The organism is Pseudomonas sp. FG-3G, from assembly GCF_901007645.1.
Taxonomy (GTDB): Bacteria; Pseudomonadota; Gammaproteobacteria; order Pseudomonadales; family Pseudomonadaceae; genus Aquipseudomonas; species Aquipseudomonas rhizophila.
Genome location: NZ_CAAKGZ010000034.1, coordinates 1 through 11,677, shown reverse-complemented (window position 1 = coordinate 11,677; position 11,677 = coordinate 1). Strand labels below are relative to the sequence as shown.

At 60.7% G+C, this 11,677-nt stretch carries 10 protein-coding genes and 1 pseudogene; 6 read left to right on the top strand and 5 right to left on the bottom strand.

The window, feature by feature from the left end:
• Window positions 1-19: 19 nt before the first annotated feature.
• Entirely contained in the window at window positions 20-544 is a 525-nt protein-coding gene (locus tag PSEUDOMOFG3G_RS22130) for a DUF962 domain-containing protein (protein ID WP_139048644.1), read from the bottom strand.
• An 87-nt stretch (window positions 545-631) separates the two neighbouring features.
• Here PSEUDOMOFG3G_RS22130 and PSEUDOMOFG3G_RS22125 point away from each other — a divergent pair, with 87 nt between their 5' ends.
• The 3 genes from PSEUDOMOFG3G_RS22125 to PSEUDOMOFG3G_RS22115 all read left to right on the top strand — a co-directional run bounded on the left by PSEUDOMOFG3G_RS22125 (window position 632) and on the right by PSEUDOMOFG3G_RS22115 (window position 2,919).
• Window positions 632-1,318: a Crp/Fnr family transcriptional regulator gene (locus PSEUDOMOFG3G_RS22125; protein WP_047230304.1), complete on the top strand. Its 687-nt coding sequence runs from the start codon at window positions 632-634 to the stop codon at window positions 1,316-1,318.
• A 121-nt stretch (window positions 1,319-1,439) separates the two neighbouring features.
• On the top strand, window positions 1,440-1,688 hold the full coding sequence (locus tag PSEUDOMOFG3G_RS22120; RefSeq protein ID WP_139048643.1) for a helix-turn-helix domain-containing protein: 249 nt from the start codon (window positions 1,440-1,442) through the stop codon (window positions 1,686-1,688).
• Window positions 1,681-2,919 (top strand): type II toxin-antitoxin system HipA family toxin, encoded by a 1,239-nt coding sequence (locus PSEUDOMOFG3G_RS22115; protein WP_139048642.1) that lies wholly within the window; start codon window positions 1,681-1,683, stop codon window positions 2,917-2,919. The genes PSEUDOMOFG3G_RS22120 and PSEUDOMOFG3G_RS22115 overlap by 8 nt, the downstream gene beginning before the upstream one ends.
• Window positions 2,920-3,014: 95 nt before the next feature.
• Here the strand turns inward: PSEUDOMOFG3G_RS22115 and PSEUDOMOFG3G_RS22110 are convergent, their stop codons facing one another.
• Window positions 3,015-4,019, bottom strand: coding sequence for an AraC family transcriptional regulator (locus tag PSEUDOMOFG3G_RS22110; RefSeq protein WP_139048641.1), 1,005 nt, complete (start codon window positions 4,017-4,019; stop codon window positions 3,015-3,017).
• Between the two features lie 100 nt (window positions 4,020-4,119).
• Between PSEUDOMOFG3G_RS22110 and PSEUDOMOFG3G_RS22105 the strand changes: the two genes are divergently transcribed.
• Window positions 4,120-5,193 (top strand): fatty acid desaturase, encoded by a 1,074-nt coding sequence (locus tag PSEUDOMOFG3G_RS22105; protein WP_047230302.1) that lies wholly within the window; start codon window positions 4,120-4,122, stop codon window positions 5,191-5,193.
• Window positions 5,194-5,345: 152 nt separating this feature from the next.
• On the opposite strand, the gene PSEUDOMOFG3G_RS22100 is transcribed toward PSEUDOMOFG3G_RS22105, so the two are convergent.
• From PSEUDOMOFG3G_RS22100 to PSEUDOMOFG3G_RS22090, 3 genes are all read right to left on the bottom strand, one after another.
• The gene (locus PSEUDOMOFG3G_RS22100; RefSeq protein WP_139048640.1) at window positions 5,346-7,850 is read right to left on the bottom strand and encodes a TonB-dependent siderophore receptor; all 2,505 of its coding nucleotides are present in this window, start codon (window positions 7,848-7,850) and stop codon (window positions 5,346-5,348) included.
• An 86-nt stretch (window positions 7,851-7,936) separates the two neighbouring features.
• A complete protein-coding gene (locus PSEUDOMOFG3G_RS22095) occupies window positions 7,937-8,938 on the bottom strand; it encodes a FecR domain-containing protein (RefSeq protein WP_139048639.1) in 1,002 nt (333 codons plus the stop codon).
• Window positions 8,928-9,428 carry a sigma-70 family RNA polymerase sigma factor gene (locus tag PSEUDOMOFG3G_RS22090; protein WP_047230328.1) on the bottom strand — a complete coding sequence of 167 codons (501 nt, stop codon included), beginning with the start codon at window positions 9,426-9,428 and terminating at the stop codon, window positions 8,928-8,930. The genes PSEUDOMOFG3G_RS22095 and PSEUDOMOFG3G_RS22090 overlap by 11 nt, the downstream gene beginning before the upstream one ends.
• A gap of 203 nt (window positions 9,429-9,631) precedes the next feature.
• Between PSEUDOMOFG3G_RS22090 and PSEUDOMOFG3G_RS28460 the strand changes: the two are divergent.
• Together PSEUDOMOFG3G_RS28460 and PSEUDOMOFG3G_RS28455 are read left to right on the top strand one after the other, a co-directional pair.
• Window positions 9,632-10,657 (top strand): annotated as a pseudogene (locus PSEUDOMOFG3G_RS28460) (cache domain-containing protein); the annotation flags it as partial.
• Between the two features lie 117 nt (window positions 10,658-10,774).
• Entirely contained in the window at window positions 10,775-11,560 is a 786-nt protein-coding gene (locus PSEUDOMOFG3G_RS28455) for a methyl-accepting chemotaxis protein (protein ID WP_370695180.1), read from the top strand.
• The last annotated feature ends 117 nt before the right edge of the window (window positions 11,561-11,677 follow it).

Sequence of the window (11,677 nt, the reverse complement as noted above, 5' to 3'; positions counted from 1 at the left end):
AGGCCTTGCTCCCACAGATTCAGACGGCCGAGCGTTGGTGACGCAAGGCCACGGGCCCGGCGCGTTCTTCAATGGCCCGCTTCAGTTCGCTACGAAGCCCCAGCAGGAAGCCCGCCTCCACCACCACGAACAGCGGCCCGACAATCAACCCGGTGAGGTCATCGACGAACGCCGGTTTACGGCCTTCGCAATAGTGACCGACGAACTGGATCACCCAGCCCACCACGAACATCCCCAAGCCACTGCCCAGCCATACCAAGGTGCTTTGCGCGGCGAGCACCTGGCCCAGCCATAGCGCCAGGGCCAGCAGTACCGTCATCAGCACCCCCAGGCGCAACTCAAGGCGCAGATAGAACCAGGCACTGGCTACCGCTATCAGCAACGCCGGCGACACCAGGAGCACGCCCACCGGCCAACCCGGCCGTGACAGCAGTACGGCGACGGCGACGAAAATCAGCGGAATACCGATGAAGTGCGTGGCGATGTTGCGTGGATCGCGGTGGTAGGCGGCGTATTGACTGAGATGATCAACGAGGCTTTTCATTGTTGTTCCTCCTGAGGTGATGCCTGCATGATGCCCGGGCCCCACGAGGTGTTCTGTCAGCTAGCCGACACTTGTCCCGGAGTTTTCATGAATACGCATCCCTGGCACTCGCACCTGTTGGCCGGTCACTGGTACAGCCACTTGCCCGCTGAGTTACAGAATAGTCTGTTGGGCATGTCGCGGGTGCGCCGACTGGTGCCGGGGCATCGGTTGTTCCAGCGCGGTGACCCGCCCTGCGGGATGTACGCCGTATTGGAGGGCGCGGTACGGATCGGCGCAGTGAACGAACAGGGCAAGGAAGCGCTGCTCAGCGTGGTGGAAGCGCCCCACTGGTTTGGTGAAATCTGCCTGTTCGATGGCCAGCCGCGCACCCATGACGCGGTGAGCGTGGGCCAGTGCACCTTGCTGCACTTGCCTCAGGCGCCGTTGATGGCGTTTCTGCAAGAACATCCGGTCTATTGGCGAGATATTGCGCGGCTGATGAGCCACAAACTGCGCCTGACCTTCATCAATCTCGAACACCTGAGCCTGATGCCCGCCCCGGTACGTGTTGCCAATCGCCTGCTGATGATCGCCGAAGGCTACGGCGAAATCGAACCGGCGCGACGGGTCTTGCAACTGCCCCAGGAGCAACTGGCGCTCATGCTCTCACTGTCGCGCCAGACCACCAACCAGATCCTCAAGGACCTTCAGGCCCAGGGCATTGTGCAGTTGGCTTATGGTGAGATTGAAATCCTGGATATCGAGCGGCTTCGGGCGTTGACCACAATCTGAAGCCGACCTGAAGCCTCCACAGGATATGTGAATAGGCTACGCTGGTGTTGTATTTGAATTAAATGCAGTGCAAATTATGTGTTTATGACAATATTGCACTGTATACAATGCGGAGACAATGATGGAAACCCTTGGCCCATTGCTCAGGAGACTGCGCAAGGAACATAACCTCTCTCAACATGCATTGGCCGCGCAATACGGCATGAGCCGTGCCACGATCTCGGGCATCGAAAACAATACGATTGCTGAAGTCGGGATCCGCAAGGTCGAAGCGATCCTCAATGGCTTCGGTTATGAGCTGACAGCTGTTGCCCGTCCACCGAAGCGTCCTACGCTCGACTCCCTGAAAAAGGACTCTTTCCATGGCTGACGAGCAAGGTCTGGACAGGTTGCAGGTCTGCGTCGGCGAAACGCCTGTTGGCATTCTGGGACGAGGCCAACAGCGCAGTAACTCCGTATTTACTTATGCCGCAACCACGAGTGAGGAGCAGTCTGTCTCGTTGACCATGCCCGTGCGTCTTGAAAGCTACACCTGGGAATCAGGGGTCCTGCCGATCTTTGAAATGAACTTGCCGGAAGGTGCTTTGCGTGATGAGTTGGTTCGTCGCTTCAGCAAGGCGGTGCGCGGATTTGACGACTTCGCCATGCTTGCCATTGTGGGGCCTCATCAATTGGGGCGCGTTGGCATCGGTCCTTTGCGGGCAGAAGCTGTACCACCCGAAACCAGCCTGGCGGATTTGCTGGTGCACGACGGGGCTGAAGGTTTGTTCGACGATTTACTGCACACCTATGGACAGTATTCGGGGGTTTCCGGGGTACAACCCAAGGTGCTGGTACGTGACAGTGCATCGACAGTTGATCGCTTGACCCACCGGGGCGCCACGCATTTGATCAAGGCATTTCGGGCTGACGAATTTCCGGAACTGGCGGCGAATGAATTTTTTTGCATGCGAGCTGCGCTGCACGCGGGGCTTGAGGTACCGGAGTTCGAGCTGAGTGAGCGCGGCAAATTTCTAATCATCAAACGCTTTGATATGGCGGATACCGGGGAGTATCTGGGCTTTGAGGACTTCTGTGTACTCAACGGCTCTCCGTCCAGGACCAAATATGACGGTTCCTATGAAGGGGCGGCTCGACAGATCAAGGCATTTGTCTCGCCGCACTTGCTCAATCAGGCACTGGAGTCTCTGTTCAAAATCGTTGCCCTCTCGGCGGGCCTGAAAAATGGCGACGCGCATCTGAAAAATTTCGGTGTGCTGTATGGGCATTGCGGCGTTGATGCGACCATCCGGCTCGCGCCAGCCTATGACATCGTCACCACTGCGGTGTATATCCGCAACGACAACATGGCGCTGTTGCTGGGCGGCTCAAAAGCCTGGCCCAAACACAAGATGCTCATGCAATTCGGTCGATCGGCCTGCAACCTGACCGAAAAGCGTTGCAAGGAACTGATAGAGCAGGTCATTCATGGGATGGACCTTGCCATGGCCGAGATGCGCCGTTATATGGGCGCTAATCAACAGTTCAGGGCGACCGGCGAAGCAATGATCGAAGTATGGACGGCTGGGCTCGCTCGCAGCCTCAAGCCCGGCATCGACTGACCCATCGCCTTCTCGAACAGGGATTTGTGTATGCCACAGATCAAATGTGGGAGCGAGCCTGCTCGCGATAGGGCCGGCCCAGCCAACGCAAACCCCTAGCGCAACCCGTCCCGAAACTGCCCCGGGGTCATTCCGGTCCAGCGCTTGAACGCCCGGCTGAAGCTGCTGGCATCGGCAAAACCCAGGAGATAACCGACTTCACTCAGTGAGCACTGTGGGTCGCGCAGGTGCAGCAGTGCCAGGTTTTCCCGACATTCGTTAAGCAGCGTGTCGAAGCGGCAGCCTTCATCGGCCAAATGCCGTTGCAGGCTGCGCAGGCTCAGGTGCATGGCCTGGGCGATACGCTCGGCGCTGGGTTCGCCTTCGGGCAGTTGGGCCTCGATAGCGGCTCGCACCTTGCGCTCCCAGGTCAGCGGCTGGAGCTGGGCGAGGGTGCGCTTGAGTACCGTCTCGTTGTGTTCAGCCAGCTCCGGGTTGGCGTCGTCCAGGTGGCTGTCGAAATCGACGAGGTTGAATTCCAGGCAATCTTGCTCGGCGCCGAAATACACAGGTGAACGGAACACTTTATGCCAGGGGCCGGGGTCCGTCGGTTCCGGGCGCCGCAAGTACACCGCCAGCGGCGCGTAATCGCGGCCCAGTCGGTTGCGACACGTGCGCACGTAAATCGCGGCGAACGCATCGATGGCTTCAAAGGCCGGCGTCGCCCGGCCCTGGGGCACGTCGAGCGTGAAGCGGTATCGGTCTTCGCAGCGGCTCAGTTGCAGCATCAACGCATCGCTGACCACCGGGTGGTAACGCACGATTCGCTCAAACACTTCTCGCAAACTGCCGCTGGCCACCAGGGCATAACCCAGAGCGTGGAACGTGGTGGGACTGACGAAGCGCGAAACCCGCAGGCCGATCGCCGGATCACCGCTGGCCTGCACGGCCAGTTCCCACAGACGCGTGGTGGCCGAGAGCGGATAACGGGCATTCGGGTCGTCCATCAACTGCGGATCGAGCCCGGCCTCCAGGCACAGGGCATGGCTGTCCAGGCCCAACGCATCAAGCTGTTTGCGCAGGGCGCGGGTCCAACTGGCGAGGGAGGTGGGTTCAGTCATGGCGATTGGCGCTTGCGGTCAACAGGTTGGCGTTTACGGCTACCACCCTAAGGGGCATCGCCCGGCAGGATGAGCACATCGATAGAAGAGGATGTAAGCCATGCACGGCACTTGCGCAAGCCCCGAGCGATTGAATGCACAACAGCGATCGGCCCATATTCGCCAGGTGGTCTTGGCCCGAGGCGAGGAACTGCGCCAGCGCTACCCGATCCTGCGTCATCAGGATGCGTTGGGCGCGGGCATCCTGGCGTTCGCCCTGGCCGGGATGGTCGGTTCGGCGCTGCTCTACATCAACGGTCACCTGGCCGGTTGGGCATGCCTGCTGCTCAACGCTTTTTTCGCTTCACTGACCCACGAGCTGGAACACGACCTGATCCACAGCATGTATTTTCGCAAGCAGCGCGTACCCCACAACCTGATGATGGGCCTGGTCTGGCTGGCGCGGCCCAGCACCATCAACCCCTGGATCCGCCGCCATTTGCACCTCAATCATCACAAAGTGTCCGGCAGCGAGGCCGACCTGGAAGAGCGGGCCATTACCAATGGCGAGCCCTGGGGGCTGGCGCGCTTGCTGATGGTGGGCGACAACGTGATGTCGGCCTTCATTCGCCTGCTGCGGGCCAAGACCTGGGCGCACAAGCGCAGCATCCTCAAGCGCACGCTGAAGGTGTATTTCCCGCTGGCGCTGTTGCACTGGGGCGCGTGGTACGTGTTTCTCGGTTTCCATGGGGCCAACGCTGTCGCCTATCTGCTTGGCACGTCGATTGATTGGTCGGCAACCACGCTGGCAGTGATGCACGTGATCGATATCGCAGCGGTGGTGATCATCGGCCCGAACGTGCTGCGCACCTTTTGCCTGCATTTCATCAGCTCGAACATGCATTACTACGGCGACATCGAGCCGGGCAATGTCATCCAGCAAACCCAGGTGCTCAACCCCTGGTGGCTGTGGCCATTGCAGGCGTTCTGCTTCAACTTCGGCAGTAGCCACGGGGTCCATCATTTCGTGGTCAAAGAGCCGTTCTACATCCGCCAGATGACGGTGCCGGTGGCCCACAAAGTGATGCGTGAGATGGGCGTGCGGTTCAATGATTTCGGCACGTTTGGGCGGGCGAACCGGTTTGTGCGGGAAGAGGGTGTGGTGCGGGAGGAAGGGGATGCGGTGCGGGTTTGACGCAAACAGGTTCGAGAAGTAAAGCCGAACCTTGTGGCGAGGGAGCTTGCTCCCGCTGGGTTGCGCAGCAGCCCCAAAAAAACCAGGGCCGATTCGCGTCCAGCGGGAGCAAGCTCCCTCGCCACAGAGAATGAGTTACCAAAGAGAACGGGTCAGAACTGGTAACTCACCGTCGCCGCCACGTTGCGTTCTTCGCCCAGGTAGCAGTAGCTCAAGCTGGCGCAGGAGGCGACGTAGGTTTCGTTGGTCAGGTTGTTTGCGTTCAGGCGCACGTCCACACCTTTCAAGCCGACCTTGCCCAGGTCATACCCCACCGACGCATCGAACAGCGTATAGGACGGCACCTTCATGGTGTTTTCCGCATCGGCCCAGCTGTAGCCGACATAACGTACGCCACCGCCCAGTCGCAGGCCATCGAGCGCGCCGCTGTCGAACTTGTAGTCCGCCCACACCGAAGCCATGTGGCGTGGGGCCTGGGTCGGTGAGTTGCCTTTGTTTTCGATGATGTCGGTGGCGGTGCTCAACGTGCTGATCATCGATTTCGAATATTCGATATCGGTGAAGGTGTAGCTGCCCAGCACTTTGAACTGCTCGGTCAGTTGCAGGTGCGCTTCCAGTTCCAGGCCCTGGGAGCGAACGGCACCGACGGCGCGGTAGAAGTTTTCCTGGGGTAGTTTGGTCGCCAGGTTCTCCTGGTCGATACGGAACAGCGAGGCGGTGTAAAGGTCATCCGTACCCGGTGGCTGATACTTCAGGCCCAGTTCCCATTGCTTGCCATCGGTCGGCGACAGCGGGTTGCCGGCGCTGTCGGCGTAGGAGTTGGGGTTGAACGACTCGGAGTAGCTGACGTACGGCGCCAGGCCGTTGTCGAACAGGTACAGCGCCCCGGCGCGGCCTGTGAGCTTGCTGCGTTTGTCGTTGATCTCGGTGCCTTCCGGGCGGCCGAACTCAGCGATGCGGTTTTCATCCGAGGTTTTCACCCAGTCCTGACGCAGGCCCAGGGAGAAACGCCATTTATCCATCTCGATCAGGTCTTGCAGGTAGACACCGGTCTGTTCCAGGCGCCGCAGGTAGCTGGTGGGGCTGAAGTAGGTGATAGCCGAGTTGCCATAGACCGGGTCGAAGGCGTTGATCGGGGCCAGGCTGCCGCTGGTCCAATCCACCACGGTCTTGCGCCGCTGATAGTCAGCGCCCATCAGCACGGTGTGCTTGGTCGCCCCGCTGAAAAATTCAGCCTGCAGCATGTTGTCGACGATGAACGAATGCAGTTTTTCTTCGGCACCGGTGTAGTAGCGGTTCAGCTCGTTGCTGGTCGGCGTGGTCCAGCCGTAGGCGTAGACCTGATCATTGGTGACTTGGGAGTCCAGGTAACGGAAGTTCTGCCGGGCGGTGAAGACATCGTTGAAACGGTGTTCGAACTGGTAGCCGAACGACTGCTGATCACGTTCATAGCCATCGACGCCCGGCTCGCCTTCGAAGAAATTTTCCGAGATACGCTTGCCGTTGCGCTGATGCAAGGCGCCGTCGGCCGGCATGCCGCCGTGATAACCACCGTCGGGGTCGTGCTGCAGGTAGGCCTGAAGCGTCAGCGACGTGTCTTCGGTAAAGTCGATGCTCACCGTGGGGGCGAGGGCAAAGCGCTTTTCCTTGGTGTGGTCGAACTGCGTGTCGGACGTATCCGCCAGCCCCACCAGGCGATAGGCGATGCGTTTGTCATCATCCACCTGCCCGGTAAAGTCGAAGCCCATGCCGCGTTGGCCCTGGGTGCCGACCGTGGCCTGGATTTGGTGATAGGCCTCGTACAGCGGTTTCTTGCTGGTGAGTGCCACCAGGCCGCCGGGCGAGCTGCGACCGTAGAGCACCGAGGACGGGCCTTTGAGAATGTCGACCCGCTCAAGGAAGTACGGGTCGACTTGCATGGAACTGTAGGTGCCGCTGTCGCCCATGGACTTGAGGCCGTCGAGGTAGATGTTGTCCACCGAGCCATCGTTGAAGCCGCGCATCGCCACGTAGTCGTAGCGATGGGTCGCGCCGTAGGGGTTGGTCAATACCCCTGGGGTGTAGCGCATGGCCTGGGAGACGGTTTGCGCGCCTTGGTCGTCCATTTGCTCGCGGGTGACCACGGAGACGCTTTGCGAGGTTTCCCGCAGGGCGGTACTGGTCTTGGTGGCGACCTGGCTGTGGGTGGCGTTGTAGCCCGCCATGCTGCCCAACGCGTTACCCAGGGCAAACCCCTTGATGTCGGTGGTCGGCAGCGCCAACGTGCCGCCCGAGGCCTCGGCTTGCAGCACATAGCTGCTGCCATCCGGGCTGACGGCGGTCAGGCCTGAAGCGCTGAGCAGATGGCTCAGGGCCTGGTCCGTCGAATACTCGCCGTGCAGTCCCGGGGACTGGATACCGCTCGTCTGCTGCGGAGTGCTTGCCAGGGTGATGCCGGCCTGACGAGCGAACTGGTTCAGCACATCGCTCAGGGGGCCGGCGGCAATGTTGTAGCTCTGGCGCGCGGTGGTGACACCGTCTTGCGCCGCGACGGCGAACATTGGCACGGCGCCCGCACTCAACACCGTGCAGAACAGTGCAGCACGGATGGCATGGCGCAACAGGCCTGTTTGCGAGGAGCAGCCAAAGGGGGTGTTGAGGTTTACGCGCTCAGTCATTGTGGGTTTCCGTTGGAGTCGCTAAGGGCAGATAAGCGTTGCTTACTGTCCTAGCCGGACTTGTGCGCAAAACCCGCCAAAAAAAATCAGACCGATTCCTGCACCGTGACCCACCAACGAGTTCGATAGCGTAATTGAACGGGGAGCGTGCGCGGCAGGACGGCCAGCAACCTGTCGGTGTCTTCCAGGCGGAAAACGCCTGACAAGCGCAGGTCCGCAATCGACGCGGCGCATTTCAGATAGCCCTGGCGGTAACGTCCTACCTCGTTGAGGAAGTCCTCCAGACGCATGTTGCGTGTCACGAGCAAACCCTCCGCCCAGGCACCGATGTCCATATCCAGCGGCGGCGCCATGGTCGCTGTCGATGAGCTGAGCAGATAGCTCTGCCCGGCGCTCACCTGTAGCGGGGCACCATCGGCGCCACGGTGTGAAAGGATCGCGACCCTGCCACGGGTGACGCTCAGGCGTGTGCAGGCATTGTCCTGCCGTACCACGAAGCGCCCGTCCAGCCCTTCGAACAGGCCATGTCGGCTGCGCACCAGCAGCGGCCGCGCGGGATCGCGTCCGCAGGTGAGCATGATTTCACCTCGCGTCAGGCTGATCAGGCGATGCTCGGTCGTGTAGTCCAGGTCGGCGGCGCTGTCAGTGTTCAGTTCAAGCCGCGTACCGTCGGGCAACTGGAAACCTCGATGTTCGCCGGTGGCCGTGGCGAAATCCGCGCTCCACGGCTGCCAGCCCAGGTCCTTGCCCAGCCACGCGGCGGAGCCTAGCAGCGCCACCCCCGACAACAGTTTCAAGGCCTGGCGCCGACCGAGTCGCTGGGCGCTGTTTTCCAGGGTGTCGAGAGCGACGTGGGCGCCGGGGACCGCCCGCAGGTTCGAGGTCAACTCACTGTGCAGCGCTTGCACCCGCTGCCAGGCCAATTCGTGTTCGTGATGGGCGGCGCGCCAGACTTCGCATTGTTGGCGCAAGGCCGGATTGGCAGCATGGTTGCGCAGGCGCAGCAGCCAGTTGATCGCTTGCCTGACTACCTGTTGGGATGGGCCGCTGCGTCGATTCAACACGTTATCCACAGGCTCAGCTTTCATAGCGCAACACATAGCAGTGATACAGCGCATCGGCGACGTATCGTTCCACCGAGCGCAAGGAAATGCCCATCTGCTCGGCAATCTGCTTGTACGTCAGGCCTTCGCACTGGGCCAGCAGAAATGCCCTGCGCACTTTCGGCTTAAGGCCCTCGAGCATTCTGGCGATGGCTTCCAGCAGCTCCAGGATCAAGGCCTGGGCTTCGGTGTCGGGGGCTTGGGCGGGTGGCAGGTGGGCGATGGATTCCAGGTAAGCGCGTTCGATTTCTTCCCGGCGCCAATGATCGATCACCAGGCCTTGGGCGATGGTGCGTAGAAAGGCGCGGGGCGACTTGAGCTCCAGGCGTTCGGTGCGTTGCAGCAGGCGCACGAAGGTGTCCTGGGCCAGGTCCGCTGCGTCGGCAGCATTGCCCAAGCGGCTGCGCAGCCATGTGTGAAGCCAGCCGTGATGGTTGCTGTAGAGCGTCTGTACTGCAAACTCGGGAGATGACATGAACGCGAAGGCCTGGATGTCGCAAATGATAATAGGTCGCATTGTCATCAGGGGTCAGTGAATTTGCAACCACCGTTCGACGCACCGTGTCCTTCCGTCGCCCATTTGTTTAAAGGGCTCATATTTTTTTAACTTTTGCCGACAGCGTTATATGCGTGCACCAAAGTGGAGCAGATCACAAGTCCGCCCGCGCTGTGACATGAATGCTGCAACCGGAATGCACCCCCACTCCCTGCATAAGAAGCCTGTCGATGAATCTGAAGTTCAGCCATAAAATCCTTCTGGCCGCCTCTGGTGTGGTCGTTCTGGCTTTTGCCCTGTTCACGCTCTACAACGACTACCTGCAACGAAAAACCATTGGCAGCAGTCTCGAATCCTCCATCCAGCAGTCCGGCGACCTGACGGCCAGCAGCGTCCAGAACTGGATGAGCGGCCGGGTGCTGGTGCTGGAAAACCTGGCGCAGAATATTGCGCACCAGGGCGCGGGTGCCGATCTGCCGGGGCTGGTGGATCAGCCGGCGCTGACGTCGAATTTCCAGTTCACCTACGTGGGTCAGGCCAACGGCGTCTTCACCCAGCGCCCTGACGCAAAAATGCCCGACGGCTACGACCCGCGCCAGCGCCCCTGGTACAAACAGGCAGTCACCATCGATCAAACCATGCTGACCCCGCCCTACCTGGCAGCGGTCGGTGGCCTGGTGGTGACCATCGCCCTGCCGGTGAAGCACAACGGTGAGCTGCTCGGTGTGGTGGGGGGCGACCTGAGCCTGGAAACCCTGGTGAAAATCATCAACTCCGTGGATTTCGGCGGCATCGGCCATGGGTTTCTGGTCAGCGGCGACGGTCAGGTCATCGTCAGCCCGGACAAGGATCAGGTGATGAAGAACCTCAAGGACATCTACCCCGGTACGCCAGTGCGCATCGAGAAAGGTATCCAGGAGGTTGAGCTCAATGGGCAGGATCGCATTCTTTCGTTTACCCCCGTCGCAGGCCTGCCGAATACCCAGTGGTACATCGGTCTATCGATCGACAAAGACAAGGCCTACGCGCCGCTGAGCCATTTCCGTACCTCGGCGCTGATTGCGATGTTTGTGGCGGTGGCGGCCATTGCGTTGCTGCTGAGCCTGTTGATCCAGGTGTTGATGCGTCCATTGACCACCATGGGGCGCGCCATGCAGGACATCGCCCAAGGTGAAGGCGACCTGACCCGGCGTCTGGTGGTACAGGGCAAGGATGAGTTCGGTGAGCTGGGCAGCTCGTTCAACCAATTCGTGGAGCGGATTCACGCGTCGATCTCGGAGGTGTCTTCCGCCACTCGACAAGTGCATGACCTGTCGCAGCGGGTGATGACTTCGTCCAATGCCTCGCTCGTTGGCTCCGACGAACAGAGCGCCCGCACCAACAGCGTGGCAGCGGCCATCAATCAGTTGGGCGCCGCGACCCAGGAAATCGCCCGCAATGCCGCCGACGCCTCGCAACAGGCCAGTGGTGCCAGCGAGCAAGCCGATGACGGACGCCAGGTGGTGGAAAAAACCATCCAGGCCATGACCGAGCTGTCACAGAAGATCAGCCTCTCGTGCACCCAGATCGAAACCCTGAACGCCAGCACCGACAACATCGGGCACATCCTGGACGTGATCAAGGGCATCTCTCAGCAAACCAACCTGCTGGCGCTGAACGCTGCCATTGAAGCGGCCCGTGCCGGTGAAGCCGGGCGCGGGTTTGCGGTGGTGGCCGATGAAGTGCGCAACCTGGCGCACCGCACCCAGGAGTCGGCGGAAGAAATCCACAAGATGATCACCTCGCTCCAGGTCGGTTCCCGTGAAGCGGTGACGACGATGAACGCCAGCCAGCTTTCCAGCGAAGAAAGCGTGGAAGTGGCCAACCAGGCGGGTCTGCGGCTGGTCAGCGTGACGCAGCGCATCGGTGAAATCGACGGCATGAACCAGTCGGTGGCTGCGGCCACCGAAGAACAGACCGCCGTGGTGGAAACCCTCAACATGGATGTCAGCCACATCAACCTGCTGAACCAGCAAAGCGTCGCCAACCTCAATGAAACCCTGAAGGATTGCGATGCCCTGTCGCAACAGGCCAATCGGCTGAAGCAGTTGGTGGACAGCTTCAAGATCTGATCTCAGCCGACCTCACCGCCAACCGTGCCGCCGCCATCGCGAGCAGGCTCGCTCCCACAGGGGATTGGCGGTGTGACTGGATCTTGCGCCCAACCGAAATCAGTGTGGGAGCGAGCC

What these genes read in the sequence shown, in the direction of transcription:
- PSEUDOMOFG3G_RS22130 (WP_139048644.1), bottom strand. Translation starts at nt 544, where the DNA reads ATGAAAAGCCTCGTTGATCATCTCAGTCAATACGCCGCCTACCACCGC.
- PSEUDOMOFG3G_RS22125 (WP_047230304.1), top strand. Translation starts at nt 632, where the DNA reads ATGAATACGCATCCCTGGCACTCGCACCTGTTGGCCGGTCACTGGTAC.
- PSEUDOMOFG3G_RS22120 (WP_139048643.1), top strand. Translation starts at nt 1,440, where the DNA reads ATGGAAACCCTTGGCCCATTGCTCAGGAGACTGCGCAAGGAACATAAC.
- PSEUDOMOFG3G_RS22115 (WP_139048642.1), top strand. Translation starts at nt 1,681, where the DNA reads ATGGCTGACGAGCAAGGTCTGGACAGGTTGCAGGTCTGCGTCGGCGAA.
- PSEUDOMOFG3G_RS22110 (WP_139048641.1), bottom strand. Translation starts at nt 4,019, where the DNA reads ATGACTGAACCCACCTCCCTCGCCAGTTGGACCCGCGCCCTGCGCAAA.
- PSEUDOMOFG3G_RS22105 (WP_047230302.1), top strand. Translation starts at nt 4,120, where the DNA reads ATGCACGGCACTTGCGCAAGCCCCGAGCGATTGAATGCACAACAGCGA.
- PSEUDOMOFG3G_RS22100 (WP_139048640.1), bottom strand. Translation starts at nt 7,850, where the DNA reads ATGACTGAGCGCGTAAACCTCAACACCCCCTTTGGCTGCTCCTCGCAA.
- PSEUDOMOFG3G_RS22095 (WP_139048639.1), bottom strand. Translation starts at nt 8,938, where the DNA reads ATGAAAGCTGAGCCTGTGGATAACGTGTTGAATCGACGCAGCGGCCCA.
- PSEUDOMOFG3G_RS22090 (WP_047230328.1), bottom strand. Translation starts at nt 9,428, where the DNA reads ATGTCATCTCCCGAGTTTGCAGTACAGACGCTCTACAGCAACCATCAC.
- PSEUDOMOFG3G_RS28455 (WP_370695180.1), top strand. Translation starts at nt 10,775, where the DNA reads ATGACTTCGTCCAATGCCTCGCTCGTTGGCTCCGACGAACAGAGCGCC.